Genomic DNA, 25278 nt, shown 5'->3' with positions numbered 1-25278 from the left:
ACTGGCTCCTCACTGGATTTTCACACTGAACTGGATGTCGCGGCTTGCCGCCGCGGGCACGTCGCCGAGCGCGACGCGGATCGCGGTTGCGCCGGCACTCCCCGCGTCGCCGTCGTTCGCATCGGACAGGCTGACGGTGTCGAGCTTGAGGCTGCCCGCGACGTACGTCGTGCCCGCCGGGATCGCGTCGTCGATCACCACGCCGCGAGTCGCGGCCGGGAAGCTCGCGAGCAACCGATAGGTCACGATCGCGCCCGGCACCGCGCGCGCGCCGCCGTCGGGGGACAGCACGCTCTGCGACTTGGCGAGCATCGGCACGCCCGCCGTCGGGCCGAGCTGCGTCGTCGCGCTGGCAGTCGCACTGGTCGCGCCGACGACCGCGTCACCGCCCGCGTCGCCCGCGGCGGGATAGACCGTCCCCGGCGCACCGCTTCCGGTCCGCGCGGTGGCGGTCGCGGTGATCGTGGCGGCGGCGCCGACTTGCGCGCCATCGAGCAGGACGAAGACCCGCGTCTTCTGCCCCGGCGCGAGCGATACCGCAGTGCCCGGCGCGAGCGACCGATCCGTCGCCGCGGTATAGACGCCGTCCCCATCGCTATCGATGACGAGCCGATCGACCGCTACGCCCGAAGATCCGCTGCCGAAAACGACGGTATAGTCTTCCTGCCCGTTACCCGTGTTGGTGACGACGAAGCCGACCGCGACCGTCTCGCCACCGCGCGTTTCCGCCGTCGCGCGGTCGGCGGCGATCGTGACGTCCAGGATCTCTGCGGTCGTGAGCGTGACTGTATTGGAACTCAGCGACTGCGGCACGCCGCCGTCGGTCGTCGCGGTCAGCGTCGCGGTATTGGCAATCGCGCTGCCGGCCTGCGTCGCGGCCAGTGCAGGCGTAGCCGTAAGGACTGCGGCGGCGGCAGACGCGACGAAGCAACCCGGCGCGTACCGCCTGTTGTTCCTGTCGCTGCCCTTCCCGAGTTGCACGTTCATCGCCCACCGTTGCGCTAACGGCACTCAAGCTGGGCGAGGTTAATGCGATCCTACTTGCGGATGATGCGGACGATGATCTGCGACCAAAGTCTAACGCCTGGAGAAGGTTTGCTATTCTTTTCGATCCCGGCGCCTGGTCGAAACTGGACGAAGCTTTCGTGCGGATGCGCGGTGTTGGTGAGGCGTCGTGCCTAACGGGGGCGGTTAAGAGCGTGCAGCGCGACACGCGCGTCGCGCCTGGCGGAATCGCGCATCGTTTCGTCGCCTTCGGACACCGCAAGCCAGCTTTGCCCGAGTCGGTGAAACCCCAGCGTTCCGGCAATCCCGGCGATCTGATGCGCGGTGGTGCGGTTGGTGCAATGGTCGAGCTCGGCAACCGCCTCACCAATCTGGGTATGGAAGGCCGCGACGATCGGGGCGATTTCGGCAGCACCAAAGGCAGCAGCAAGCCGCGTGATCCCATCTAGCCATCCGGCCGGGCTCCAACCGGCGACCGTATCCGCGATTTCCGCGAAGCTGCACCGGGTCGGCAACACGGCATCGATCCCATTGTCCCGCAGCACCGTCTCGTCGAGGTCGGCAGTAGCGTACGCCAGAACAGGAACCGTGCCGATCGGGCCCGGCAGTGCGCGGATCTGTCGCGCCAGCAGCAGATGGTCGCGGGGACGCTCGTCCAGCATGACGATGACGAGGTCTGGCACCGGCCGCACAGCCAGATTCGCGATCGCCGAGGCAATGGTCAAGCAGTCGGTGGCAAACCAATCTGCTACCACTTCTTGAAGGAAATCCGTGGACCGGACCCTTTTACCGACGCCGGGAACAATAGTGCAGACCGGCCATTCAGCTTTATCAACTTCTTGTTTCAAGACATTGATCTCGGTTTACGAAGTGCGTACCCTCATTTACCCGTACCGAAAAGTTCACCCTCTTACGAGGACTATCCCGGGAGATCTTACGCGCAATGGTGGCGGGGCATGTATTGATCGCGGATGATCATCCGTTGATACGCGAAGGCTTGATGCTGGCGGTCAAGCTCGCTGTTCCCGGTGTCATGATTGATACGGCCGGATCCATCGAAGAAGCTGGCCGCGTGATTGCGCAGCGCCGCAAGGGATACCGGCTCGTTTTACTCGACTTCATGCTTCCCGACTCGCGCGGCTTCTCGGGATTGCTGCACTTGCAGCATTTGCTGGGCGCAACCCCCATCGCGTTCGTTTCGTCGAACCGCGAGTCTTCGGTCATCGAAGCGGCACAGGCGCTCGGCGCGGTCGGGTTCCTGTCGAAGAGCTGGCCGCTCGACCGGCTGACCGCCGCCCTGCGCGAGATCGTCGCGGGGAAGCCGGTCTTTCCGGAAAAAAACCACGCCACCGCCGATCATGACGCCAGCCCCGCCCGGCCCGCGCGCGATCTGATATCGACGCTGTCGGGCGCGCAGTTGAAGGTGATGCTCGCGCTGGCGGACGGGCGGCTCAACAAACAGATCGCGGGGGACCTCGGCATCACCGAAGCGACCGTGAAAGCGCACATGTCGGCGATCTTCCGCAAGCTCGGCGTCACCAACCGCGCGCAGGCATTGCTCGCGATGCAGCCGTTACTGGGGGCCGCCGCCGCGGCCGAGCCTCTATGAGCGCCCCGCGCGACCCCACGATCCCCGCACCGCCCGATGCCACGCGCTTTATCCTGGCCGCGCTGACCGGCCCGCTGCTGCTGATGCTGATGGCGGCGGGGCTGCACTATCAATATTCGACCAGCGATACGCTGCGCGACGCCGCGCGGACCGCCTATGAGCGGCGTGCCATCGCCGCAACGCTGATTCCGCGGATCGCCGACGCCGAATCCGGGCAACGCGGGTTCGTCATTACCGGCGAGGACCGGTTCCTCGCCAATTACGCCGCGGCGCGCAAATCCGTGTTCGTCAGCCTGGCGGAACTCGATCACGATCTGCGAAGCGACCCTGCCCAGCATGACCGGCTCCACGCCATGCACAGCCTGGCAGCGGCCAAGTTCTCGGAGATGGACGGGGTCATCGCGCTCCGTCGCGACAACGGGCTCGACGCGGCGGCGCAGCGGGTGGCGCGTGGCGACGGGGCGACGCTGATGGGGCAAATGCGGGCGCTCTCCGAAAGTATCGTCGCTTCCGCCGGGGAACGGCGGGATCGCAGCCTCGCGGCCTTTCAGCGCGGGACCGATGCGAGCCTGATGACCATCTGGGTCGGAATCGTCGTCCTGGCAGTCATCACGCTTGTCACGGCGATCGCCTTCTGGCGGCAGAGCGGCGCGCGGTATGCGGCACGGCGCGAGGCGTATGACGCGGCCAAGCGCAACCGCACGATCCTGGACAGCACGGTCGACGCGATCGCGATCATCGATCCTGCCGGTCGGATCGAGACGATCAATCGCGCCGCGTCGACCCTGCTGGGTTATGCTCCCGAGGAGCTGATCGGCCGCGACGTCACGACCGTCACCGGCGGTATTCGCGGGTCCGGTACGATCCTGGAACGGCTGCGCGCGACCGGCGATCCGCTCGCGCAGCCGTATCGTCCAGACCGTACCGTCGTGCACCGCGACGGCCACGCGATCACGGTCGACGTCACGCTCGGTGTGATCCATCTGCCCGACGGCGCGCACATCGTGGTGTCCGCGCGCGACGTGTCCGAACGCAAGCGGATCGAGCGGATGAAGGATGCGCTGATGAGCACCGTCAGCCACGAACTGCGGACGCCGCTGACGTCGGTGGTCGGCGCGCTGGGGCTGCTGCGCGCCGGTTCGGCGGGAGCGATTCCCGAACCCGCGGCGCGGCTGATCGAGATCGCCGAGAACAATTCGCGGCGGCTGATCCGGTTGATCAACGACATGCTCGACATCGATCGGATTCAGTCGGGCACGCTGCAACTCGCGCGCAGCGTGATCGATCTGGCGGGGGTGGTCGACCGGGCGGCACTCGGCAGCCAGGGCCTCGCGGCGGCGGAATCGGTGCAGATCGCGTGCGCGCTGCCCGAAACGCAAGCGCTCGTGCTCGGCGATGCGGACCGTTTGCTGCAGGTCATCACCAACCTCGTCTCCAACGCGGTCCGCGCGTCGCCGACCGGCGGCATCGTCCAGATCGGGCTGCGGATTGACGCGGGGACCGGCAAGGCGATCGTCACGGTGGATGACGAGGGCATCGGCGTCCCCGTTGCGTTCCGCGACCGCATCTTCGGCCGGTTCGAGCGCGCCGATGGCCAGCAGGGCGTCGGCACCGGGCTTGGGCTCGCGATCTCGCGCGAGATCGTCGCGCGGCATGACGGGCACATCTGGTTCGAGGATCGCCCCGCCGGCGGGTCGCGCTTCGCCTTCGCGATCGCTCTGCAGCCCTCGACCGAAACAGCGGCGGAGCCGTCTTCGAAACCGTGCGTTCTGATCTGCGAGGATGATGTCACGGTGGGGCGTATGCTCGAGACGATGGTGTCGGAGTTCGGTTATGCCGCAGAGCGCGTCGAAACCGCGCGCGCCACGCGCGATGCGGTGGCGACTCGCCGGTTCGCGGCGCTGCTGCTCGATCTCCATCTTCCCGACGAAAGCGGCCTCTCGCTCGCCCGGTCGTTGCGTACCGCCGACGGTACGGCGACCCTGCCGATCATCATCGTCTCGGCCTCGGACCGTAGCGCCGTCGACGTTTCCGTTCCGCTGGATCTGGTCGACTGGCTGGTAAAACCGGTCGATCCGCGACGGCTCGGCGATGCGATCGACCGCGCGACCGGTCGGTCCGGCAGTCCGCGCGCGACGATCCTGCACGTGGAGGACGACGAGGACGTGCTCGCCGTCGCCGAGACCGCGCTGCACCCCGACGCGCGCGTGCTCAAGGCCACCGACCTCGCGACGGCCCGTCTGCTGATCGAAACCGAGCGCCCCGACCTCGTCATCCTCGACCTGCATCTGCCCGACGGCTCCGGGCTGTGCCTGCTCCCGATGCTGGTCGATGCGCAGGGGCCCGGCGATCCCGACGATCATCTTCACCGCGCATGAAATCGCGCCCGAAGCGGCGCGCAAGGTGGATGCCGTTCTGGTCAAATCGCGCGAAACCCTTCCCGATCTCAGGGCCACGGTCCGCCGGATTCTCGAATCGCGGATGGCGGCATGACCACGCCGCTGCGGATCCTGTATGTCGACGACGACGCCGACATCCGCACGATCGTCGGCCTCGCGCTTTCGCTCGATCCTGCAATCGAAGTCCGCGCCGTGGGTTCGGGCACGGAAGCGCTGCGGCGGATCGATGCGGATCCGTGGCGCCCCGACGCGATCATCTTGGACCTGATGATGCCGGACATGGACGGGATCACGCTCCTCGCCGCGTTACGCACGCGATCGGGGCTCGGCCGCACGCCAACCCTGTTCATGACCGCGCGCGGACACGATAGCGATGCCAGCCGGCCAGAGCTGGACGACGCGGTCGGCGTCATCCTCAAGCCGTTCGACCCGATCGACCTCGCCGGAAACCGTGCGACGCCTGATCGAAGCCGCGCCGCGATAGTCCGGGGCCGGGGTTCCCGCTTACCCCAGCCGCAACGCCACCGACCGCGCATGCGCGGGCAACCCCTCGGCCTCGGCCAGCGCCACCGCCGCCGGCCCGATCGCCGCCAGCCCTTGCACGCCCAGCTCGAGAAAGCTCGTCCGCTTCATGAAGTCGAGCACCGACAACCCGCTCGAGAAGCGCGCGCGCCGCCCGGTCGGCAACACATGGTTCGGCCCCGCGACATAATCGCCGATCGCTTCCGGGGTATGCCGCCCCAGGAACACCGATCCGGCATGCCGCACGCGATCGAACAGTGCCTGCGGATCGTCGCACGCGAGTTCGAGATGCTCGGGCGCCAGCCGGTCGACCAGCGGTAGCGCTTCCTCGAGGCTCGCGGTCACGATGATCGCGCCGTTCGCATCCCACGCCGCGCGCGCGACCTTGGCGGTCGAGAGCGTACCGATCTGCAGATCGACCGCCTCCGCGACCGCGCGCGCGAAGGCGGCGTCGTCGGTGAACAGGATCGACTGGCTGGTCGGGTCATGCTCGCTTTGCGACAGCAGGTCGGCGGCGATCCAGTCCGCGCGGTTCTTGCCGTCCGCAACGACCAAGATTTCGGACGGTCCCGCGACCATGTCGATCCCGACCACGCCGTACAACTGCCGCTTCGCCTCCGCGACCCAGGCGTTGCCCGGCCCCGTCACGACATCGACCGCGCCGATCCGCCCGGTACCATAAGCGAGCGCCGCCACCGCCTGCGCGCCGCCAATCCGCCACATCTCGTCGACGCCGGCAACATGCGCCGCCGCGAGCACCAGCGGGTTGACCTCACCCTTGGGGGTCGGCGTGACCATCACCAGCCGGTCGACCCCTGCGACCTTGGCGGGGATTGCGTTCATCAGCACCGACGAGGGATAGGCCGCGCGCCCACCAGGAACATACAGCCCCGCCGCCGCGACCGCATTCCACCGCGCGCCGAGCCGCACGCCCGCATCGTCGGTCGTGTCGCTGTCCGCGGGTTTCTGCTTCTCGTGATACGTCCGGATCCGCGCCGCGGCGAGATCGAGCGCATCGCGCAATTCAGGCGTCAGCGCTTCATACGCGGCGAGCCACTCCGCGCGTTCGATCCGCCAGCCGGTCTCGTTGAGATCGTGCTGATCGAACTTGCGCGTGAACGCGTGGAGCGCGGCATCGCCTTCGTCACGGACGCTGGAGATGATCGTCCGGACATCGCGCGCGACATCCGCGTCGGCCTCCCGCCGCGCGTTGACGAGGGTTTCGAACGCGCGGTCGAACCCAGGTTCGGAAGTGGAAAGCCGGATCATACTAAGCTCCCCTCCCCTTCAGGGGAGGGGCTGGGGGTGGGGCAGTCCAGCAGACATGCCGTTGATAACAGGCACGGCCCCACCCCAACCCCTCCCCTAAAGGGGAGGGGCTTAAGCAAAGAAAGCACACTCACGCCGCCATCTCCTGCGCAACCGCCCGGCGAAACGCCTCGACCAGCGGCACGATCTGCCCGCGCGTCTTGAACGCCGCGCGGTTGACGATCAGCCGGCTGGTAACCTCGCAGATCACCTCGACCTCGACCAACCCGTTCTCTTTCAGCGTCCGCCCCGACGACACCAGATCGACGATCCGCGGCGCCAGCCCGAGCAGCGGCGCCAGCTCCATCGCGCCGTTCAGCTTGACGCACTCCGCCGACACGCCCCGCGCGGCGAAATGCGCTTCGGTGACATGCGGATATTTGGTCGCGATCCGCACGTGGCTCCACCCGCGCGGGTCGTCATGCGCCGCGAGATCGGCAGGTTCGGCGACCGACAGCCGGCAATGCCCGATCCCGAGATCGACCGGCGCGTACAGTTCGGAATAGTCAAACTCCGCCAGCACGTCCGACCCGACGATCCCGAGTTGCGCCGCGCCATGTGCGACGAACGTCGCGACGTCGAACGCGCGCACGCGGATCAGGTCGATCCCCGGATTGTTGGTGGTGAAGCGCAACGCGCGCGACTCCGGGTCGCGGAACGCCGCTTCGGGAACGATTCCAGCACGTTCCAGCAAGGGAACCGCTTCGGACAGGATACGCCCCTTGGGGACGGCGATGATGATCGGATCGGCCATATGGGTCGGGGCTTTACTTGGGCGGGGGGGTGGGCGCAACAACACCCGAGAGACCACCAAACGCCGCGCAAAAAGGATTGGTTCAATGGCCGACGAACAGACCAACCGCGGCGCCTTCCTGATCCAGCAACACTATTGCGAGCGCAACGGCGCGCCGATCTACGCCCGGATGTGCGCGGCGGTAGCGGCAGGCGTCACGCGCGCCAGCCCGATCGGCGCGCGCATCCTCGACTGGCCGGGCGAGCCGACTCGCGATGCGCTGCCCTTGCGGCTGTTCGGCGGGCTGCACGCGCTCGTGCTGGCGGGGCAGGATGCCGGGCTGGCGGAGGTCTATGCGGGCCGCGTGACCGATCCCGCCGCCATCAGCGCGACGCTCGAACGCGTGTTCGCGGAGCATGCCGCGGCGTTACTCCCGTGGCTCGATGGCCCGCCGCAAACCAACGAACCAGGGCGCTCGGGCGCGCTGATGCTCGGGGTGATCGCGCTGGCGCAGCGGCACGGGCCGAAGATCGAGCTGCTCGAAATCGGGTCGAGCGCGGGGCTGAACCTGTTGATCGATCGCTATCGCTTCGATCTCGGCGGGACGCTCTATGGCCCTGCGGACTCGCCCGTGACGATCCGCCCCGAATGGTCGGGTCCCCCTGCCAGGTTCGTCCCGCTCGATATCGTGTCGGTGCGCGGTTGCGACATCCAGCCGGCGGACGCGACCGACCCGACGGTCGCCGCGCGGCTCGCGGCCTATGTCTGGCCCGAGACACCCGAACGGCTCGCCCGCGTCCGCACCGCGATCGCGATGCTGGGGGAGCGCGGGGTCGATCTGGTCCGCGCGGATGCCGCCGACTGGGTCGAGGCACGGCTCGCCGAACCGCAGGCGGCGGGGGTGACGCGGGTGCTGATGCATTCGGTCGTGTGGCAATATCTGCCCGAGCCGGTCGCGGAGCGGATCCGCGTGGCGATGCAGGCGGCGGGCGCACGCGCCACGCCTGACCGCCCGCTCGGCTGGGTGACGATGGAGCCCGACCGAGCGCTCGGCCACCAGATCATCCGCGCGCGGAGCTGGCCGGGGGATGGCGCGTGGGAACCGCTCGCGACCGCGCATGCGCATGGGACTTGGGTGAATACCGGCGGGGGGAATGGCGATGCGCCGTTGGTGGCGTTGCCCGAGGCGGCGAGAATCGCGGTCTGAGCGGAGGGAACGCCAGGTAGCGCGCCCTACCCCAGCCATTCCCGGATCGCCGCGACCACCGCCGGCGCATTCTCCCACGGCACGAAATGCCCAGCGTCGACCTGCCGCACCGTCAGATCCGGCACCAACGCGTCGAGCCCCTCGAGCTGGCTCGGCAGCAACGCCACGTCCTTCATCCCCCAGAGCACCAGCGTCGGCTGCCGCACCGGCGGGAACGGCGCGTCGAGGAACGCGGGCCGCTCGGGCGTCTCGTCCATCGCGGGCACGATGATCGCGCTCGCGCGATACCAGTTGAGCATCGCGGTCAGCGCGCCGGGCTGGCTCCACTGGTCGAGATAGATCGGTTTCTCGTCCGCGATCCTGGCGGCATCGGCATGCTTGGCGAAGCTGCCGTCGAAGAACGCCGACAGGCCGATCCCCTCGACATGCTTCTCGATGTCGGGATTGCGGAACGCGCGGATGTACTGGCTGGCTTCGCGCTGCGCCATGTCGTCGAACAGCGTCCGCTGGAAGACGAACGGGTGCGGCGCGTTGATGATGACGAGCCGGGTGATCCGCGCGGGGTTCTGCAACGCCGCCATCCACGCGATCGCGCCGCCCCAGTCATGGCCGACCAGCGTGAACGCCGCGATCCCGAAATGGTCCGCGAGCGCGAGCAGGTCGGCGACGATCTTGTCGGGGGTATAATCGCTGACGTTTGCCGGCTTGGACGACCGCGCAAACCCGCGCTGGTCGGGCGCGACGACGAAATGGTCGCGCGCGAGCTCGGGCATCACCTCGCGCCAGGTGCGGTGCGATTCGGGGAAGCCATGGAGCAGGATGACCGGCGGCTTGCCCGGGTCGCCCGCGGTGGCGACATCGAGCGTCACGCCGGTGGGAAGCTCGATCCGGTGCAGGTCCTCAACCACTGTCTCTCTCCCTTTTCAATTCTTCTAAAGCCCCTCCCCTTCAGGGGAGGGGTTGGGGGTGGGGAAGTCCAGCCAGACCGGCCTCTCGATGAGACACCGCCCCACCCCAACCCCTCCCCTAAAGGAGAGGGGCTTCAAGTCAGCTCAAGGATAGCTAACCGTTTTCGGCACTGCCGGAATCGGGATCCATTCCTTCTCATCCCCCGGCACCCGCGCGAACTCGCCCGCAGTCCACGCGCGCTTGGCCTCGTCGATCCGGTCGCGCCGCGACGAGACGAAGTTCCACCACACATGCCGCGGCGTCGTGAACGCCTCGCCCCCGCACAAGGTCACGCGCCCGCCCGATGCCGACCGCAAGGTTGCCGCGATCCCCGGACGCATTACATACAGCGTCATCGGTTCGAGCGTCATCCCGTCGAGCGTCGCCTCGCCCATCGCGACGTACAGCGCGCGCTCGTCGGCGGCCGGATCGATCGGCACGGAACCGCCCGGTTCCAGCAGGATATCGGCGTAAATCGTGCTCGCATAGGTGGTGGTCGGCGCCGAAACGCCCCATAAACGACCCATAACGACGCGCGCTTTCGCCCCCGGCGTCTCCACGACCGGCAGTTTGTCGCGCGGGACATGCTCGAACGCCGGGTCCATCTCCTCGTCCTTTTCAGGAAGCGCGATCCACGTTTGAATCCCTGACAATTCAGGCCCTTGCGCCCGCTCGGCCGAGGGCGACCGCTCGCTGTGGACGATCCCGCTCCCCGCCGTCATCAAATTGACCGCGCCCGGCTCGATCGTCGCCAGACTCCCGACCGAATCGCGATGGTCGATCGCGCCTGCAAATAGGTAAGTCACTGTAGCAAGGTTGATATGCGGATGCGGCCGCACGTCGATCCCCTCGCCCACGCTGAGCACCGCCGGCCCCATCTGGTCGAAAAAGATGAACGGCCCCACCATCGTCCGCGGCCGCGACGGCAAGGTCCGATGCACCTTGAACCCGCCGAGGTCATGCGTCACCGGGGTAATCGTCTGGAGGATCAGATCGTCATTGGTCACGAGTCAGGCTCCAGTGCCAGGAGGATCTCGCTGAGATCGCTCGGAAAATACGGTTCGTCGAGGGCCGCCAGTTCATCGGCGGTGAACCACCGCCAGCGCGTCATCACTCGCTGTTCGAGCGCGGTGTGCCCGGTCGTATCGATCGCATCGGCGTCCGTCCGCACGTGGAAATACCGCTCGTCCGCGCTGACCGGCACGCCCTCGATCGTGATGAACTCGACGTCGCGTTGCAGCACTTCGGGCCCGGGATCGGCGTAAATCCCGGTTTCCTCGATCAATTCCCGCCGCGCCGCGGTCGCATAATCCTCCCCCGGGTCGAGCGCGCCGCCCGGCGTGCACCAGAACGGCGGGCGATCGTCGGGATCGAAGCGGAACAGCAGCACCCGGTCCGCCGCATCGCGCAACAGGATCCGCGCCGCCGGACGCAGGGCACGTTCCGTCATTCCCCGTCCAGCTCAGGATAGCGACGGAAAATGCCCTCGGTCGAGAACGGCACGCGCCGCTCGCTCTTGAGATATGCCCTGATCCCAGGGAGTTCGGCGACCTGATCGCGGATCGCGATCACGCGCGGATAGTCCGCCTCGATCGCCGCCATCCGCTTGGGGAACATGTAGCGCAGCCCCTCGACGATCTGGAACAGTGACGTGTCGGCGTAGGTCCAGCGATGGTCGACCAGCCAGTCCCCACTATGCGACGCCGCAGCCTGTTCGAAATGCTGGAAGAATTTCGGGATCCGCTCGTCGCGAAACCCATCGGCGGCGCCCAGCGCGGCGGTCTTCTGGTCCTCGTAATAGGCCATCATGTCGACCGGATGGTGGACGTTGTGGACCTCCGCGACCATGTCGGACATCGTCAGCTGCAACTGGTTGAGCCACAACCGGTCCGCCATATTGGACGGCGCGAGCTGATGCCGCTCGCCCAGATACAGCAGGATGTTGGCGACCTGACCGATCACCATCCCGTCGAGTTCGAGATACGGCGGCGCGAACGACCCGCGCTTCGCGGCGTGCTTCTCCAGATTGGCGACCAGCGCCTCCGCGCCCTGTTCGCGCGCGCAATCGACATAATTGATCCCCGCGGCCTCGAGCGGCAGGCGGATGAACTCGCCGCGTCCCTGGATACTCGGCCAATACCACAGCCCGTAGCGCACGCTCATTCTCCCGGAGCCCTCGCGCGGATCGCAAGGGCATGAATGCGATCGCGCAGCAGATCCGCCAGCGCCTGGTTGACCAGCCGCTGCCGCTGCACCCGGGAGAGGCCGGTGAAAGCGGGGGCTTCGATCGTCACCGAAAAGTGCGATTCGCCCGTGCCGTCGTCCCCCATGTGCCCGGCATGCTGCGCACTGTCGTTGCTGATGTCGAGACGCGTTGGAGAAAGCGCTGAATTCAGTCGATTCTCGATCTCCTTGACCAGAGGAATCGAGGGGGCGGCGGTGCTGGAAGGTTCGATCATCGCGCCTATATAGGGCGCTTTTGCATCCTCAGGGAGCCTGCGTGGCGCGCGAATCCGAAAAGAAAGACCGACCCAATGCTCGCTTCCACGGTCGCGTGGAGGGGACCGGACGCCCGTGCTCTTATCCCGGTTGCACCGAAGCGGGCGAATTCCGCGCGCCTCCGGAAGACGGCCCGGCGAACGGGTTCGAGGGGCCGCGACCGTATCGCTGGTTCTGCCTCGAGCATGTTCGTGCGTTCAACGCGCGCTACAACTTCTTCTCCGGCATGAGCCCCGACGAGATCCAGCAACAGCAACGGCCCTTCTCCGGATGGGAACGCGAAACGCGCGCGTTCGCGCATTCGGGCGCGGACGTGCCGCCGAAATGGTCCGATTTCCACGATCCGCTCGACGCGATCGGCGCGCGTTTCCGCCGTGCGGCAGAGGCACAGCGTAAGGACGGGCGACCGTTGTCCGAAGCGGACCGGCGCTCGCTCAAGGTGCTGGGGCTCGCGACCGACGTCGACCGGCGCGCATTGCGGGAACGCTATGCCGAGCTGGTGCGGCGCTATCACCCGGATCGCAACGGCGGTGACCGCAGCTTCGAATCCAAGCTGCAGGACGTGATCAGCGCCTATACGCAGTTAAAGGGCGCACCCGCGTTCGCGTGACCGCGCGGCTAATCACGCTATCCGCTTGGCGACCGCTTCCAGCTGTTCGGCCACCTTGGACCAGCCTTCGGTAAACCCCATCGCCTCGTGCTGCGCGCACGCCTCTTCGGTCCAGTGGCCGGGCGCCCGCGGAATAGCGTGTCTTCCCCGCTTCGTCGGCGAATTCCATGAAGCCGACGATGAACGGTCCGGCCGGAATCCATCCCTTGGTGAAGGCGTCGGTGAAAACGATCCTTTCCATCGGAACGATCTCGAGGAACACCCCTTCCTGCGGCATGACCTCGCCCGCCGGCCCGCGCATGATCATCGCCGAGCGACCGCCGGGTCGCGCATCCTGCTCGACGATTTCCACGGTCCACGGCTCGGGGCACCACCATTCGGCAAGGTGATCGGTCCAAGCCCGCCACACCGCTTCCCGCGGTGCGTCGATCAGGCGCGTGATCCGCAGTTCGTGCACGGGAGTCGGGGAAACGGCACAGCTCGACATGGATTCTTTCCTCACCCTGGATGGCAGTTCCGTCGCGGTCGAGTGCGCCCCCGCTAGCGGGGGAGCGTCACGGTCATGCGGGTACGGCGGACGCGACCACGCCGAAGGCCACTCCATGTGGGTCGGTCGCGACGATGATGCGGTCTCCGCCCGGAACTTCGTGCGGCCCCATCAGCACGGCCCCGCCGCCGTCGCGCACTGCCGCCGCCGATGCTTCGATATCGGGAGCGCGAAAGTAGAATTGCCAGCCCAATGTCTGCTCCGGACTTTGACGCTGCATGGTCGCGCCGATCTCGCCGTCCGCGGCATGGACGAAGACATAGTCGCCCAGATCCCCCGACATCGTCATCTTGTCCGGATAGGTCCAGCCGAACAGCTTGGCGTAGAACGTGTTGGCCGACGCCTGATTTGACGTGACCAGTTCGTTCCAGGCGCATTTGCCAATGCCCGCGCCATCGAACGCGGTGCTCGCTTCATCGCTATCGCCGCGCATGATATAGAAAGGTATGCCCTGCGGATCCGCGACCACCGCCATGCGGCCAATGCCGGGAAGGCTCCACGGCGCCATCAGGACCGCGCCCCCCGCAGCGGTGACCGCCGCGGCGGTCGCGTCGACATCCTCGACCCCGATGTAGAACAGCCATTTCGGCGTCGCGCCGCCCGTCGCCATTTCGGCGGTCAGCCGCATCACCCCGCCGACATTGCCGGACCCGGTCGCGATCATGCGATAATCCATGCCTTCCGGCGCTTCGGCCTCGATCTCCCACCCGAGCACCTTGTCGTAAAAGGTGCGCGAAGCACCGGGATCGGGGCTGACCAGTTCATACCAGATCGGCGTGCCATAGGCGTTTGTCATCGTCGTTCCCCTCCCCAGGTCGATCAGCAGTCGAGCACCACTTGAAAGCCGCCGAAAATCATCCGCGCGCCGTCGATCGGCATCTCGACGCCGGTCGAAACCATCCGCGGATCCGCGCGCACCTTTGCCATGCCCATGTCGCGGGTCGCCTTGTCGGGCCATTCGATCCACGAGAACACGACCGTCTCGCCGTCGCCCGCCTGGATCGCGCGCCGGAAGTCGGTCTGCTTTCCGTCCGGCACGTCGTCCGCCCAGCCTTCCACGACGCGCGTCGCGCCATGGTCGCGAAAGATCGGCGCGATCGCCTCGGCAAAACGCGCATAGCCCGCGCTGTCGGTCCCCGCCCTGACGGGAATGACCAGGCCATCGACGTAGGTCATGCGAGGACCCCTTCCGCCACTGGAGCAGGCGCATCGGACGCGGGCGCATACAGCGCAAGCTGGTCCGCCAGCGCCTTCTGAAAGGCAGGGCGCACGGTACAGCGATCGAGATAGGCAAGCAGAGTCGGATAGCCCGAGAGGATCGCGTCGCGCGGCACGATCCGCAGCACGCACGCCATGATCAGATCCCCTGCGCTGAACGCATCGTCGAGGAACGGCTTGTCGGCCAGCGCCGCGGCAAGATCGCCAAGCCGCGTCTGCAGCGCCTCGACCACCGCCGGGCGCCGCATCGCCGACCACGGCTCGTCCGCCTGGAACAGGTCGACCATCACCAGATCGTTGGCGAACGGCTCGACCGAATTGAGCGCCGCGATCACCCATTGCTCGGCACGTGCCTGCCCGGCCGGATCGGGCGGCAGCAACCCCGGGGCCTGCCGCGCGATATGGAGCACGATTGCCCCCGATTCGAACAAAGCGACCGTATCGTCGCGATAGGTCGGCACCTGCCCGAACGGCTGGAACGCGCGATGTTCGGGGGTCTTGGCGCTGTCCACCAGGTCTACGCGATACGCGATGCCGGTTTCTTCGAAAGCCCAGCGGGCCCGAATATCCCGCACGTGCCCGCAGGCAAAGGGCGGAACCCACCGGAAGGTCGTGATACTCGGCGTCATGCGATCCTCTCCTGATGTCAGTCGCGTTAAAGCGCGGTCAGGCCAGTTCCATGGCAGCGTCCGTCGCCGCCTCATCCATCCATACCGGCCCGAACCCATGGCCGTCGGGATCCTCGACCCCGCGCGAGTACATGAAGCCGTGGTCTTCCGCGCCATGGACCTCTCGGCCCCCAGCGGCGATCGCCCGCGCGGCGAACGTGTCGACCGCGTCCCGCGTATCGCACGACAGCGCGAACAGCGCGGCGCTGGTCGCGGCGACATCTGCGATCGGTTTCGTGGTCAAGGTGCCGTAGAAGTCGTGACGCGCGAGCATGAAGGTGATCGTATCCGACCAGACCATCGCTGCCGCCTGGTCGCCGGAGAAACGCGGATCGCGCGTGCAGCCGATCGCCTCGTAGAACGCGGTCGAACGCGCCACGTCCGCAACCGGCAGGCTGATGAAGATTCCCTTCGCCACGGCGCACTCTCCCCTTTGCGACTCGTCGTTTGCAAAGTCTGCTCCGACTGGTTAGCAAAAACAACCATGAAGTTAGAAAAGATAACCACGAAGCGTTGGTATGGCGACGCCTGCGGAACCGCGCTCGCGCTCGAGTTCCTCGGTGAACGCTGGGCGCTGCTGATCGTGCGGGAGCTCCTGCTCGGCCCGCGTCGTTTCGGCGAGATCCGCGACGGCCTGCCGGGCGTGAGCGCGAACGTCCTGACACAGCGGCTGCAAACGCTTGAAGCCGCTGGCATCCTGACGCGGGAAAGCGCGCCGCCCCCCGCGGCTGTTCAGGTCTATGCGCTGACGCCGTGGGGCTTGGAAGCCGAACCGATCGTCATGGCGCTCGGACGCTGGGCGCTCCGCTCCCCGGCGCATGATCCCTCGCTGCCGTTTTCGCCCGTCTCGCTGATGCTCGCGCTTCGCATGATGCTCCTGCCCGAGCGTACCGACGGCTTCGACGCGACGATCGGGTTTCGCATGGGCAATGACGCTTATGGCGCGCGTATCGTGGACGGCACGGTGCTGATCGAACGCGGCATGATCGACCACGCCAATGCCGTGCTTTCGGGCGAGCCCAACGCGTTCCTGCCCGCGCTGTTCGGCACCACCCCCTTGCCGGACATGGTTGCGCAGGGGCGCCTTGCGGTCAGCGGCGATGTCGCGCTGGCCGCGCGTTTCTGCACGTTTTTCGAACTTCCGCCAAAGATCGGATGCAACTGACGGCTCGACTTGGCGCGCCCCGAACGGCTAGGGAGGGCGGACCTTCTGTAAGAGCGCCCCCCTCATGACCGATATCCCCAACACCCAGCCAGACAGCCGCGAGACGACGATCCTCGATGCGCCCGATCGCATGGTGAAAGTCCGCGATCTGTTCGGGATCGATTCGGACATGGAAGTCCCCGCGTTCAGCGAAGCCGACGAGCGCGTTCCCGATCTCGACCCGGCCTATGTGTTCGATGCGCCGACCACGCTCGCGATCTGCGCGGGCTTCGCGCACAACCGCCGCGTGATGGTCCAGGGCTATCACGGCACCGGCAAGTCGACGCACATCGAACAGGTCGCGGCGCGCCTCAAATGGCCGTGCATCCGCATCAACCTCGACGCGCACATCAGCCGGATCGATCTGGTCGGCCGCGACGCGATCGTGCTGCGCGATGGCCAGCAGGTCACCGAATTCCGCGAAGGTCTGCTCCCCTGGGCGTTGCAGACCCCGACCGCGCTCGTATTCGACGAATATGACGCGGGCCGCCCCGACGTGATGTTCGTGATCCAGCGCGTGCTCGAGACCGAGGGCAAGCTGACCCTGCTCGACCAGAATCGGGTGATCCGCCCTAACCCGTATTTCCGCCTGTTCGCGACCGCCAACACGGTCGGTCTTGGCGATACGTCGGGCCTGTATCATGGCACGCAGCAGATCAATCAGGGCCAGATGGACCGCTGGAACATCGTCGTCACGCTCAACTATCTGCCCGCGGCAGTCGAGGCGCGGATCGTGCTCGCCAAGTCGGGCGAATATGACAAGCCCACCGGCAAGGCCGAGGTCGAGAACATGGTCCGCGTCGCGGATCTCACCCGCCGCGGCTTCATGAACGGCGACATCTCGACCGTGATGAGCCCCCGCACGGTCATCACCTGGGCGCAGAACACGCTGATCTTCGGCGATGTCGGCTTCGCGTTCCGCTTGTCGTTCCTCAACAAGTGCGACGAGACCGAGCGGTCGCTGGTGGCGGAATATTACCAGCGCGTGTTCGGCAAGGACTTGCCCGAGAGCGTCGTCGGCGCGGGCGTGAAGTAAGCCATGCTGCTCGCCCTGCTCTTGCAAGTCGCCGCCACGCCCCCGGTGCCGTGGCTGGTGACGACCAAGGTCGGCGCGGCGAGCACGGCGACCTCGACGTCGGTCTGGTCCGACGACGGCAAGGCGCGGCTGGTGGTGCGATGTGATGCCGCCAAGGAAAAGATCGTCTCGATCCAGTTCATTCCGCGCGGTGGCTTTCCCGCGGCGCAACCGCGCCCGGTGTCGATGAACATCGACGACAATGGCTGGCTCGGCGCCAACTGGCAATTCCCGGGCAGCGGCGCGTTCACCAGCCAGGATGCGATCGTCACCACGCTCGCGGCGCAGATCGCGCATGGCAAGGCGATCAAGGTCCGGGTGATTAACCCCGACAATACGCCGGTCGACGTCACGTTCACCGGCCCGCCGACCGACGCGCCGGTCACGCGCGTGCTGAGCGCCTGCGGGTACCAACTGGGCGTCGTCCCGCCGCGTTCGGCGGTCCCGCTTCCAACGCCGACGGCGGCGGCGGTCACTACGGCAACCGCTGACGAGGAATAAAGCGATGCAGCTCGGCCGCCTCAACCATGTCGGCGTGGCGACGCCATCGATCGAGAAGTCGATCGCCGTCTACCGCGACCTGATGGGCGCGACGCGGATCGGCGAACCGTTCGATCTCCCCGCGCAAGGCGTGAAGGTGTGCTTCATCGACACCCCCAACACGCAGATCGAGCTGATCGAACCGTATGACGACAGCTCGCCGATCGCGGGGTTCCTCCGCAAGAACCCGGCGGGCGGGCAGCACCACGTCTGCTTCGAAGTCCCCGACATCCACGCCGCGGTCGCCAATCTCAAGGCGAAGGGCGCGACGATTCTCGGCGAACCCCGCATCGGCGCGCACGGCACGCCGATCGTCTTCGTCCACCCGCGCGACATGGGGGGCGTGCTGGTCGAACTGATGGAAACGCCCTGCGGCAACCACGGCTGACGGCTTGCGCCGCTCCTCCTCAGTTGGCCGCCCCCTATCCGTCATCCTGAACGCGTTTCAGGATCCAGCCCTCCGCGAGTCCGGACCGTGCCTGTTGCGCGGTGGATGCTGAAACAAGTTCAGCATGACGGCAGCTGTGGGGGGGCGGTGACGATCAAACCGTCGGACTGGGAGCATCATGTCGGCGTCTTGAACCCCCACGCTTCCCTTTTGGCGCGCCTTCGGCTAAGGGCCGCGTTCTGATATTTCCCCGACATTGCTAGAGGTTTGTTTGGCCAAGGAAGAACTGCTCGAAATGCGTGGACAGGTGGTGGAGCTTCTCCCCAACGCCATGTTCCGCGTAAAGCTCGAAAACGACCACGAAATTCTCGGCCACACCGCCGGCAAGATGCGCAAGAACCGGATTCGCGTCCTGGTCGGCGACGAAGTGCTGGTCGAATTGACGCCGTATGATCTCACCAAGGGTCGCATCACCTATCGCTTCAAGTAACGGGCCCGCTTCTCCAGGCGGAACCGCCCGGGAAGACACTGCCATGACGCTCGTTCTTGCCTCCGCTTCACCGCGCCGCCGCGATCTGCTCGCGCGGCTCGGGGTGACGCCCGCGCGCATCGCGGCACCCGACATCGACGAAAGCCCGCTCAAGGCCGAGCCGCCCCGTGTCTATGTCGAGCGGATCGCCGCCGCCAAGGCGCGCGCGGTGGAGCGTGCGCCGAGCGAGGTGATTCTGTCGGGCGACACCACCATCGCGCTCGGGCGCCGGATCCTCGGCAAGGCCGACGACGATGCCACGGTGCGCACGATGCTCGCCGCGCTGTCCGGCCGCCGCCATCATTGCCTGACCGCGGTCTGCGTGATCGACGCGACCGGCAAGCTGCGCGCGCGCCTGTCCGACACGATCGTCGCGTTCAAGCCGCTCTCCCCCGCTGAGATCGATGCGTATGTCGCGTGCGGCGAGGGTTTGGGCAAGGCGGGGGGCTATGCGATCCAGGGCCGCGCGGAAGCGTTCGTGCGGTTCCTGTCCGGCTCGCATTCTGGCGTCATCGGCCTGCCGCTGTTCGAAACGCGCGCGCTGCTGCTTGCGGCGGGTGTGCCGCTTGGCTGAATGGCTCCACGAGGCCGGGATCGGGGAAGCCCGTGCCGCGCTGGTGGTCGACGGCGTGATCGTCGAAGCCCGGATCGAGCTGGATCGCCCCGGCCCGCGACTCGGCGCGGTCTTCCCTGCCCGCCTGATCGAAATCACCGTCAAAGGCCGCGAGGGCCGAGTCGCTTTCGACGGCGGCGAAGCGATGCTGGCGCCGCTTCCCCCCGGCATCACGCAGGGTGCCGCGCTGACGGTCGAACTGATTCGCGAAGCGATCCCCGAGGGCAGGCGCACCAAGCTCCCGCGCGTAGCCCCCGCCGAAGGCCCCCCGCGCGATGGCCCCGACCTGCTCGCGCGAATCACCGCAAGCGGCATCCCCGTTCGCACGCTCCACGCGCACGAACCCGATGCGCTCGAGGCGGCGGGCTGGTCCGAGGTGCTCGAGGAAGCGATGACCGGCGACATCGTCTTCCACGGGTCGGTCGGTGGCGCGCTTCGCATGAGCCCCACGCCCGCGATGACGCTGTTCGACGTCGACGGCTATCCCCCGCTCGAACCGCTCGCGCTCGCTGCGGCGAAAGCGGTCGCGGCGGCGATCGTCCGGATGGATATCGGCGGATCGATCGGGATCGACTTCCCGACGATCACCGGCAAGGCGGCACGCGCCGCAGTAGACGCCGCGATCGACGCCGGCCTACCGCAACCGTTCGACCGGACCGCGATGAACGGCTTCGGCTTCGTCCAGATCATCCGCCGCCGCCCGCGCGCGTCGCTCCCCGAACTCCTCCGCGCCGATCCCGCCGCGGCCGAGGCGCGCGCGCTGCTCCGGCGAATCGAGCGCACCCCGCCCCCGGCCCCGGCGAATCACCGCGTCAGTCCGCGCGTTCACGCGGCGCTCCGCGCCAACCCCGCCTGGACCGCCGCGCTGGCGCAGCGTACCGGCGTCACCCCGATCTTCGAAAGCGCCTGATGCCCCGCAACAAACCCTGTCCGCTCTGCGGCAAACCGCTGTCGCAGGCGCACGCCCCCTTCTGCAGCCAGGGCTGCCGCGACCGCGACCTGCTGCAATGGTTGGGCGAAGGTTATGCAATTCCTGTGACGACTCCGCCCGGAGATGAAGAAGACGGGCTAGACAGCACGAAATCTCCCGACTAAGAGGCCGCTTCCCAGACGGCCCCAGCGGGGTCGCCCGGTGTGCCCGAGTAGCTCAGTTGGTAGAGCATGCGACTGAAAATCGCAGTGTCGGTGGTTCGAATCCGCCCTCGGGCACCATTCCTTTACAGCGCGAATGGACCCCATCCATGACCGAGACCAAGCGAACCGCCTTCATCACTGGCGGGACCGCCGGGATCGGTGCGGCAGCCGTCCATGCCTTCGCCGCTGCCGGATGGCGCGTCGTCACCACCGGGCGTCGCGCGGACCGTCTCGACACGCTGACCGAAGCCCTCGGCGCGGACACCGTCCACACGCTCGCCTTTGACATCCGCGACACCGCCGCGCTGGAAAGCGCCGTCGCCGGATTGCCAGCCGAGTTCGCGAATATCGACCTGCTCATCAACAACGCCGGTCTCGCGCTCGGTACGTCGCCCGCCGATTCGGCGAAGCTCGACGACTGGCAGACGATGATCGACACCAACATCACCGCGCTGGTCACTGTCACGCGGCTGCTGCTGCCGGGGATCGTCGCGCGTAAGGGCGCGATCATCAACCTGTCGTCGGTTGCGGCGACCTACCCCTATGCCGGCGGCAATGTGTACGGCGGGACCAAGGCGTTCGTCCGCCAGTTCAGCCTGGGTCTCCGCGCCGACCTGCACGGCAAGGGGGTGCGCGTCACCTCGATCGAACCGGGCATGGTCGAGACCGAATTCACCACCGTCCGCACCGGCGGGGATCAGGCCGCGTCGGACAAGCTCTACGGCGGCGTCAACCCGATGACCGCCGAGGACATTGCCGCCACCATGCTGTGGGTCGCCGAGCAGCCCAAGCACCTCAACATCAACACGCTCGAGTTGATGCCGGTCAACCAGTCGTTCGCCGGGTTCGCGGTCGCGCGCGAAGGCTGACCGCGTCTGGGAGCGTAACGGGGGGGGCGTAACGGGTTTTTAGGAGGCTTCGGGGCACAAGCCGCCGGGACATTCCCAGCCCAGGCGCCCCTCGATGCAGCGTTATCCCCTGATCGCCCCCAACCCCCCGCGCCTTAGCGAGCACCGCACGGCCCTGCAGCGCGTCGAGGCGTCGGGCGTGTTCAGCAACAACGGTCCCGAAGTTCGCGCATTCGAACAGGATGCGACCGCACAATTGTTCGGCGGGCAAGGTGCGACGCTGGCCGTCGTCAACGCCACGATCGGGCTGATGGTCGCGCTGCGCGAGGCGGTCGGCGAGCAGCCGGACGGGCGCTACGCGCTGATGCCCGCGCTGACCTTCGCCGCGACCGCACAGGCGGCAATCTGGGCCGGGCTGACCCCGCTGATCTGCGACATCGACCCGGCGGACTGGACCGCGAACGCGGCGCAGGAAGAACGCCTGCTCGCCGAACATGGCGACCGGATCGCGGTGCTGCTGCCGTACGCGACCTTCGGCACCGCGATCGATCTCGACCGCTATGCCTGGCTGCAACGGCAGACCGGCGTCGGCGTGGTGATCGATGCCGCTGCCTCACTCGGCACGATCGACGACTCGGGAATGGGTTTCGGCGCGGACGCACCGTTCGCGGTGGTGCATTCGATGCACGCGACCAAGACCTTCGCGGTCGCCGAGGGCGGGCTGATCCATTCGGGCGACGCGCGGCTGATCGCGCGGCTGCGCGCGATGGCCAATTTCGGGTTCGAGGCGGGACGCAGCGCGACGCTGGATGGCCTGAACGCCAAGCTGCCCGAGGTCATCGCGGTGATGGCGCGTACGAAGCTCGCCGAGATCGACGCGATCTGCGATCACCGCGCCGCGCTCGAGGCGGCGTACCGCGAGCAGCTCGTCGGCGTCTCCTTCCAGCAAGCGACCGGTCGGCGCCGCGCGAGCCAGTTCATGCCGATCCTGCTGCCAGACCATCTCGCGCACCGGCGCGATTCGATCGCCGCCGCGATCGAGGCGGCGGGAGTCGGTGTCGGTCGCTATTTCAGCCCGCATCTCGGCGAACAGCCGTTGTTCCAGCGCCGCGCGACCTTCCTGCCAACCCCGGTCGCCGATTCGGTCGGCGCACGCTCGCTGTCGCTCCCCGTCACCGATGCGATGGGGATCGACGACGTCACGCAGATCGTCGAGCGCATCCACCGCGTACTGGCCGCCGAGGACCGCGTCCCCGCTCGCCCGCATGCCCCCGCGATCGCATCGATGCTGGTCGTCGGCGGCGGCCCGGCCGGCACCGCGATGCTGACCGCGGCGAGTAAGCGCGGGCGCCTCGCGGACCTCGCCGCATCGGGGCTCATCGTTGCGGAACGCGGCGACTCGCTCGGCGAGGGGCGGATCGGGCGGTACGGCATCACGTCGGACAGCACCGCCGAAACCTTCCTGAGCGCGGTGAAGGACAATCCGCATCCCGAGATCGCCGCGCTGACGGATCATCCCGCGGGGCGTGCGGTCGCGCGGCACATCGGTGCGCTCGGTGTCCCGCTGGTCGAGGCGGGCCCGTTCGTCCGCGCGACGGGGGAACGGCTGCACGGCCTGGTCGGGCGGCATGGCGGAACCGTGCTGACCGGGCATGACGTGCTGTCGACGACGCGCACGTCCACCGGCCTGTGGTCGAGCCGGATGCGCCGGATCGCGGACGGCGTGGAGTTCGATCAACTCTCGCAATCGGTCGTGATCGCGACGGGCGGGCATCAACCGCTCGACCGGCTCGCCGCGCAGCAGGTCGGCGGTGTGTCGCTCGTCAGCGAAGTGGGCGATCGGCTGATGCAGTCGGACGAAGCGCTCGCGCTCGGCGGCCCCGCCAAGATCATCGATCTGCTCTCGCGCAAGCGCAATCCGCGGATCGTCATCATCGGCGGGTCGACCAGCGCGCTCGCGACGACGGTGCTCCTGCTCAAGACCGCGGCGATCCCGTTCGGCGCGGAGGCGATCACGTTGCTCCACCGCCGCCCGCTGCGCCCCTTCTACCCCACCCCCGAAGCGGCGCGCGCGGACGGGTTCACCGATTTCGGCCCGGACGACATCTGTGCGGTCAGCGGCTTCGTCTATCGGCTCGCCGGGTTCCGGCTGGAGGCACGCGAACTGGTCCTGCGGATGCTGCGCGTCGATGGACGCGCGCCGGACCCGCGCGTCGTGGCGCACCGCGTCGCGGGCAATGACGATCCGTTCGTGCGGACGCGGCTGGCGGAAGCGGATCTGGTGATCGCCGCGCTCGGCTATCGTCCGCGCGTACTCGACGTCCGCGACAGCGACGGCAGCGCGATCGCGCTCGCCGCGCAGGACGGACGCGCGATGGTCGACCGGCATTGCCGGGTGGTCGCCGCCGATGGCGCCGCGATCCCGGGACTGTACGGCATCGGGCTCGCCGCCGGGTTCGTGCCCTGGGGGCATCTGGGCGGGGAAGCGAGCTTCTCGGGGCAGGCGAACGGCCTGTGGCAATGGCAGAACGACGTCGGCGCGATGATCGTCGATCAGGTGCTCGGCGGCGCGGTGCGCGCGGTCGCATGACGTTTCTCACCGCCCCCGACCCCGTCGTCAGCGTCATCATCCCGACCTACAACGGGTCCGCGCTGGTCGCGGAGACGATCGCGTCGTTGCAGGCGCAGACGCTCGCCGATTTCGAGGTGATCGTGATCGACGATTGCTCGACCGACGATACGGTCGCAGTCGTCGCCGCGATCGACGATCCGCGCATCCGCCTGATCCGCGCCGAGCGCAATCGCGGCGTCGTGCTGACGCGCAACGCGGGCTTCGCGCTCGCGCGCGGGCGCTGCATCGCGGCGCTCGACCAGGATGATCTGTGCCACCCCGAGCGGTTCGCGCGGCAGGTCGCTTATCTCGACATGCATCCCGCGGTCGCCTTGGTGGGCACCGCCGCCAATGTGTTGCAGGACGGCGTGATCATGCCCTCCCCGCTCGCGCCGGTGTCGACGCCAGCGCTGATCGCGTGGTTGTTGCAGATCGAGAACCCACTGGTCTGGTCCTCGGTGATGATCCGCACCGACGCGGCGCGCCGGCTCGATCCGTTCAACCGACCCGAGCTGCTCTATGCCGAGGATTTCGATCTCTACCACCGCATCCTGCCGATCGGCGGGGTCGCGCGGATCGATACCGAGCTGCTCACCTATCGCCGTCACGCCGCCGGCGCGTCGCAGCGCCAGGCGACCGCGATGCGCGACAGCGCCACGCGCGTGCTCGCGGGCGTCTATGCCGCGCGCTTCGGGGACGCCGCGGCAGACACGGCGGCGCTGATCGTTGCGCATGTGATGGCGCACCAGCCCGTCCCCGATCGCGCCACGCTGGAGCGCGTCGGCGCGGCGCTGGTCACGTTGCAGGAGGATTTCATGGCAACGCACCGCCCGGATCGCGAAAACGCCAAGCTGATCCGCTGGGAAACCGCGCGGCGCTGGGCGCGGATCGGGCGCGCGGGCTTGCGCACCGGCGGACTGCGGCTGGGGGATGCGACCGGCGTGCGACCCGACCACCTCGGGCTCGGCTATGCCGGGATCGAGGATCTGGTGCTGTCGCGGCTGGTCGGCACCGTGCGCGGGGTACAGCGCCGCCGCGCCGCACGCGCCGCGAAGACCTGAGG

General features: G+C 67.7%; 29 protein-coding genes, 1 tRNA gene and 2 pseudogenes. 18 read left to right on the top strand and 14 right to left on the bottom strand.

All coding sequences use genetic code 11. The annotated features are described in order from the left end of the window. Positions 1–9: 9 nt before the first annotated feature. Together ABIC16_RS05070 and ABIC16_RS05065 are read right to left on the bottom strand one after the other, a co-directional pair. Positions 10–987 carry a hypothetical protein gene (locus ABIC16_RS05070; RefSeq protein ID WP_354290271.1) on the bottom strand — a complete coding sequence of 326 codons (978 nt, stop codon included), beginning with the start codon at positions 985–987 and terminating at the stop codon, positions 10–12. Positions 988–1178: 191 nt separating this feature from the next. Continuing rightward, positions 1179–1688: a response regulator gene (locus ABIC16_RS05065; protein WP_354290270.1), complete on the bottom strand. Its 510-nt coding sequence runs from the start codon at positions 1686–1688 to the stop codon at positions 1179–1181. 260 nt (positions 1689–1948) lie between these two features. Between ABIC16_RS05065 and ABIC16_RS05060 the strand changes: the two genes are divergently transcribed. From ABIC16_RS05060 to ABIC16_RS05045, 4 genes and pseudogenes are all read left to right on the top strand, one after another. After that, entirely contained in the window at positions 1949–2614 is a 666-nt protein-coding gene (locus tag ABIC16_RS05060) for a response regulator (RefSeq protein ID WP_354290269.1), read from the top strand. After that, on the top strand, positions 2611–4992 hold the full coding sequence (locus ABIC16_RS05055; protein ID WP_354290268.1) for a CHASE3 domain-containing protein: 2382 nt from the start codon (positions 2611–2613) through the stop codon (positions 4990–4992). The genes ABIC16_RS05060 and ABIC16_RS05055 overlap by 4 nt, the downstream gene beginning before the upstream one ends. After that, complete coding sequence (locus ABIC16_RS05050; protein ID WP_354290267.1) at positions 4946–5107, top strand: hypothetical protein; 162 nt, start codon at positions 4946–4948, stop codon at positions 5105–5107. Before ABIC16_RS05055 ends, ABIC16_RS05050 begins: the two co-directional genes overlap by 47 nt. Then, positions 5104–5394 (top strand): annotated as a pseudogene (locus ABIC16_RS05045) (response regulator); the annotation flags it as partial. The gene ABIC16_RS05050 and the pseudogene ABIC16_RS05045, both read left to right, overlap by 4 nt. Before the next feature lie 123 nt (positions 5395–5517). On the opposite strand, the gene hisD reads toward ABIC16_RS05045, so the two are convergent. Continuing rightward, positions 5518–6804, bottom strand: a complete 1287-nt coding sequence (gene hisD / locus ABIC16_RS05040; RefSeq protein WP_354290266.1) for a histidinol dehydrogenase — start codon at positions 6802–6804, stop codon at positions 5518–5520. Between the two features lie 130 nt (positions 6805–6934). Next, a complete protein-coding gene (hisG, locus tag ABIC16_RS05035; protein ID WP_354290265.1) occupies positions 6935–7597 on the bottom strand; it encodes an ATP phosphoribosyltransferase in 663 nt (220 codons plus the stop codon). A gap of 85 nt (positions 7598–7682) precedes the next feature. Between hisG and ABIC16_RS05030 the strand changes: the two genes are divergently transcribed. After that, positions 7683–8783, top strand: coding sequence for a DUF2332 domain-containing protein (locus ABIC16_RS05030; RefSeq protein ID WP_354290264.1), 1101 nt, complete (start codon positions 7683–7685; stop codon positions 8781–8783). A 26-nt stretch (positions 8784–8809) separates the two neighbouring features. Here the strand turns inward: ABIC16_RS05030 and ABIC16_RS05025 are convergent, their stop codons facing one another. From ABIC16_RS05025 to ABIC16_RS05005, 5 genes are all read right to left on the bottom strand, one after another. Beyond that, a complete protein-coding gene (locus ABIC16_RS05025; RefSeq protein ID WP_354290263.1) occupies positions 8810–9691 on the bottom strand; it encodes an alpha/beta fold hydrolase in 882 nt (293 codons plus the stop codon). A gap of 144 nt (positions 9692–9835) precedes the next feature. Further along, positions 9836–10738, bottom strand: a complete 903-nt coding sequence (locus ABIC16_RS05020) for a pirin family protein (RefSeq protein WP_354290262.1) — start codon at positions 10736–10738, stop codon at positions 9836–9838. Further along, positions 10735–11181 carry an NUDIX hydrolase gene (locus ABIC16_RS05015; RefSeq protein ID WP_354290261.1) on the bottom strand — a complete coding sequence of 149 codons (447 nt, stop codon included), beginning with the start codon at positions 11179–11181 and terminating at the stop codon, positions 10735–10737. The genes ABIC16_RS05020 and ABIC16_RS05015 overlap by 4 nt, the downstream gene beginning before the upstream one ends. After that, a complete protein-coding gene (locus tag ABIC16_RS05010) occupies positions 11178–11894 on the bottom strand; it encodes a glutathione S-transferase (protein WP_354290260.1) in 717 nt (238 codons plus the stop codon). Before ABIC16_RS05010 ends, ABIC16_RS05015 begins: the two co-directional genes overlap by 4 nt. Beyond that, on the bottom strand, positions 11891–12190 hold the full coding sequence (locus tag ABIC16_RS05005) for a BolA family protein (protein WP_277967976.1): 300 nt from the start codon (positions 12188–12190) through the stop codon (positions 11891–11893). Before ABIC16_RS05005 ends, ABIC16_RS05010 begins: the two co-directional genes overlap by 4 nt. A 41-nt stretch (positions 12191–12231) precedes the next feature. On the opposite strand from ABIC16_RS05005, the gene ABIC16_RS05000 reads away from it, so the two are divergent. Beyond that, positions 12232–12840: a J domain-containing protein gene (locus ABIC16_RS05000; protein WP_354290259.1), complete on the top strand. Its 609-nt coding sequence runs from the start codon at positions 12232–12234 to the stop codon at positions 12838–12840. Between the two features lie 12 nt (positions 12841–12852). On the opposite strand, the pseudogene ABIC16_RS04995 reads toward ABIC16_RS05000, so the two are convergent. The 5 genes and pseudogenes from ABIC16_RS04995 to ABIC16_RS04975 all read right to left on the bottom strand — a co-directional run bounded on the left by ABIC16_RS04995 (position 12853) and on the right by ABIC16_RS04975 (position 15691). Next, a pseudogene (locus ABIC16_RS04995) lies at positions 12853–13327 on the bottom strand (SRPBCC family protein). A gap of 73 nt (positions 13328–13400) precedes the next feature. After that, positions 13401–14183 carry a VOC family protein gene (locus ABIC16_RS04990; RefSeq protein WP_354290258.1) on the bottom strand — a complete coding sequence of 261 codons (783 nt, stop codon included), beginning with the start codon at positions 14181–14183 and terminating at the stop codon, positions 13401–13403. A 23-nt stretch (positions 14184–14206) separates the two neighbouring features. Then, positions 14207–14563: a DUF1428 domain-containing protein gene (locus ABIC16_RS04985; protein WP_354290257.1), complete on the bottom strand. Its 357-nt coding sequence runs from the start codon at positions 14561–14563 to the stop codon at positions 14207–14209. After that, complete coding sequence (locus tag ABIC16_RS04980; RefSeq protein ID WP_354290256.1) at positions 14560–15234, bottom strand: glutathione S-transferase family protein; 675 nt, start codon at positions 15232–15234, stop codon at positions 14560–14562. Before ABIC16_RS04980 ends, ABIC16_RS04985 begins: the two co-directional genes overlap by 4 nt. A gap of 37 nt (positions 15235–15271) precedes the next feature. Further along, the gene (locus ABIC16_RS04975) at positions 15272–15691 is read right to left on the bottom strand and encodes a VOC family protein (protein WP_354290255.1); all 420 of its coding nucleotides are present in this window, start codon (positions 15689–15691) and stop codon (positions 15272–15274) included. Between the two features lie 66 nt (positions 15692–15757). On the opposite strand from ABIC16_RS04975, the gene ABIC16_RS04970 reads away from it, so the two are divergent. From ABIC16_RS04970 to ABIC16_RS04915, 12 genes are all read left to right on the top strand, one after another. Next, entirely contained in the window at positions 15758–16438 is a 681-nt protein-coding gene (locus ABIC16_RS04970; protein WP_354290254.1) for a winged helix-turn-helix transcriptional regulator, read from the top strand. A 64-nt stretch (positions 16439–16502) separates the two neighbouring features. Beyond that, positions 16503–17513, top strand: a complete 1011-nt coding sequence (cobS, locus tag ABIC16_RS04965) for a cobaltochelatase subunit CobS (RefSeq protein WP_010162485.1) — start codon at positions 16503–16505, stop codon at positions 17511–17513. Positions 17514–17516: 3 nt separating this feature from the next. After that, positions 17517–18053, top strand: a complete 537-nt coding sequence (locus ABIC16_RS04960; protein ID WP_354290253.1) for a hypothetical protein — start codon at positions 17517–17519, stop codon at positions 18051–18053. A 4-nt stretch (positions 18054–18057) separates the two neighbouring features. Next, positions 18058–18480, top strand: a complete 423-nt coding sequence (gene mce, locus ABIC16_RS04955) for a methylmalonyl-CoA epimerase (protein WP_354290252.1) — start codon at positions 18058–18060, stop codon at positions 18478–18480. A gap of 271 nt (positions 18481–18751) precedes the next feature. Beyond that, entirely contained in the window at positions 18752–18970 is a 219-nt protein-coding gene (gene infA / locus ABIC16_RS04950) for a translation initiation factor IF-1 (protein ID WP_010162480.1), read from the top strand. A gap of 43 nt (positions 18971–19013) precedes the next feature. Next, positions 19014–19583, top strand: a complete 570-nt coding sequence (locus ABIC16_RS04945) for a Maf family protein (protein WP_354290251.1) — start codon at positions 19014–19016, stop codon at positions 19581–19583. Continuing rightward, positions 19576–20532, top strand: coding sequence for a ribonuclease (locus ABIC16_RS04940; RefSeq protein WP_354290250.1), 957 nt, complete (start codon positions 19576–19578; stop codon positions 20530–20532). Before ABIC16_RS04945 ends, ABIC16_RS04940 begins: the two co-directional genes overlap by 8 nt. Further along, positions 20532–20717, top strand: a complete 186-nt coding sequence (locus ABIC16_RS04935; protein ID WP_277967987.1) for a DNA gyrase inhibitor YacG — start codon at positions 20532–20534, stop codon at positions 20715–20717. Before ABIC16_RS04940 ends, ABIC16_RS04935 begins: the two co-directional genes overlap by 1 nt. Positions 20718–20758: 41 nt before the next feature. Continuing rightward, positions 20759–20834 (top strand) — tRNA-Phe (locus ABIC16_RS04930). A gap of 29 nt (positions 20835–20863) precedes the next feature. Then, positions 20864–21625: an SDR family NAD(P)-dependent oxidoreductase gene (locus ABIC16_RS04925; RefSeq protein WP_354290249.1), complete on the top strand. Its 762-nt coding sequence runs from the start codon at positions 20864–20866 to the stop codon at positions 21623–21625. 94 nt (positions 21626–21719) lie between these two features. Next, positions 21720–24194, top strand: coding sequence for a DegT/DnrJ/EryC1/StrS family aminotransferase (locus tag ABIC16_RS04920; RefSeq protein ID WP_354290248.1), 2475 nt, complete (start codon positions 21720–21722; stop codon positions 24192–24194). Beyond that, a complete protein-coding gene (locus ABIC16_RS04915; RefSeq protein ID WP_354290247.1) occupies positions 24191–25276 on the top strand; it encodes a glycosyltransferase family 2 protein in 1086 nt (361 codons plus the stop codon). Before ABIC16_RS04920 ends, ABIC16_RS04915 begins: the two co-directional genes overlap by 4 nt. Positions 25277–25278 lie beyond the last annotated feature (2 nt).

This window comes from Sphingomonas sp. PvP055, assembly GCF_040546365.1.
In the GTDB taxonomy this organism is placed as follows: Bacteria; Pseudomonadota; Alphaproteobacteria; order Sphingomonadales; family Sphingomonadaceae; genus Sphingomonas; species Sphingomonas echinoides_A.
The sequence above is the reverse complement of the archived record's forward strand: the minus strand, read 5'-3'. Positions and strand labels throughout refer to the sequence as shown.

Excerpts from the sequence above, each read along its gene's own strand:
- ABIC16_RS04960 (WP_354290253.1), top strand. The coding sequence starts at position 17,517 with ATGCTGCTCGCCCTGCTCTTGCAAGTCGCCGCCACGCCCCCGGTGCCG.
- ABIC16_RS04935 (WP_277967987.1), top strand. The coding sequence starts at position 20,532 with ATGCCCCGCAACAAACCCTGTCCGCTCTGCGGCAAACCGCTGTCGCAG.
- ABIC16_RS04920 (WP_354290248.1), top strand. The coding sequence starts at position 21,720 with ATGCAGCGTTATCCCCTGATCGCCCCCAACCCCCCGCGCCTTAGCGAG.
- ABIC16_RS05030 (WP_354290264.1), top strand. The coding sequence starts at position 7,683 with ATGGCCGACGAACAGACCAACCGCGGCGCCTTCCTGATCCAGCAACAC.
- ABIC16_RS04980 (WP_354290256.1), bottom strand. The coding sequence starts at position 15,234 with ATGACGCCGAGTATCACGACCTTCCGGTGGGTTCCGCCCTTTGCCTGC.
- mce (WP_354290252.1), top strand. The coding sequence starts at position 18,058 with ATGCAGCTCGGCCGCCTCAACCATGTCGGCGTGGCGACGCCATCGATC.
- ABIC16_RS05005 (WP_277967976.1), bottom strand. The coding sequence starts at position 12,190 with ATGATCGAACCTTCCAGCACCGCCGCCCCCTCGATTCCTCTGGTCAAG.
- ABIC16_RS05055 (WP_354290268.1), top strand. The coding sequence starts at position 2,611 with ATGAGCGCCCCGCGCGACCCCACGATCCCCGCACCGCCCGATGCCACG.
- ABIC16_RS04915 (WP_354290247.1), top strand. The coding sequence starts at position 24,191 with ATGACGTTTCTCACCGCCCCCGACCCCGTCGTCAGCGTCATCATCCCG.
- ABIC16_RS05060 (WP_354290269.1), top strand. The coding sequence starts at position 1,949 with ATGGTGGCGGGGCATGTATTGATCGCGGATGATCATCCGTTGATACGC.
- ABIC16_RS05015 (WP_354290261.1), bottom strand. The coding sequence starts at position 11,181 with ATGACGGAACGTGCCCTGCGTCCGGCGGCGCGGATCCTGTTGCGCGAT.
- ABIC16_RS04990 (WP_354290258.1), bottom strand. The coding sequence starts at position 14,183 with ATGACAAACGCCTATGGCACGCCGATCTGGTATGAACTGGTCAGCCCC.
- ABIC16_RS05070 (WP_354290271.1), bottom strand. The coding sequence starts at position 987 with ATGAACGTGCAACTCGGGAAGGGCAGCGACAGGAACAACAGGCGGTAC.
- ABIC16_RS04985 (WP_354290257.1), bottom strand. The coding sequence starts at position 14,563 with ATGACCTACGTCGATGGCCTGGTCATTCCCGTCAGGGCGGGGACCGAC.
- ABIC16_RS05010 (WP_354290260.1), bottom strand. The coding sequence starts at position 11,894 with ATGAGCGTGCGCTACGGGCTGTGGTATTGGCCGAGTATCCAGGGACGC.
- ABIC16_RS04945 (WP_354290251.1), top strand. The coding sequence starts at position 19,014 with ATGACGCTCGTTCTTGCCTCCGCTTCACCGCGCCGCCGCGATCTGCTC.
- hisG (WP_354290265.1), bottom strand. The coding sequence starts at position 7,597 with ATGGCCGATCCGATCATCATCGCCGTCCCCAAGGGGCGTATCCTGTCC.
- hisD (WP_354290266.1), bottom strand. The coding sequence starts at position 6,804 with ATGATCCGGCTTTCCACTTCCGAACCTGGGTTCGACCGCGCGTTCGAA.
- ABIC16_RS04970 (WP_354290254.1), top strand. The coding sequence starts at position 15,758 with ATGAAGTTAGAAAAGATAACCACGAAGCGTTGGTATGGCGACGCCTGC.
- ABIC16_RS04925 (WP_354290249.1), top strand. The coding sequence starts at position 20,864 with ATGACCGAGACCAAGCGAACCGCCTTCATCACTGGCGGGACCGCCGGG.
- cobS (WP_010162485.1), top strand. The coding sequence starts at position 16,503 with ATGACCGATATCCCCAACACCCAGCCAGACAGCCGCGAGACGACGATC.
- ABIC16_RS05050 (WP_354290267.1), top strand. The coding sequence starts at position 4,946 with ATGCGCAGGGGCCCGGCGATCCCGACGATCATCTTCACCGCGCATGAA.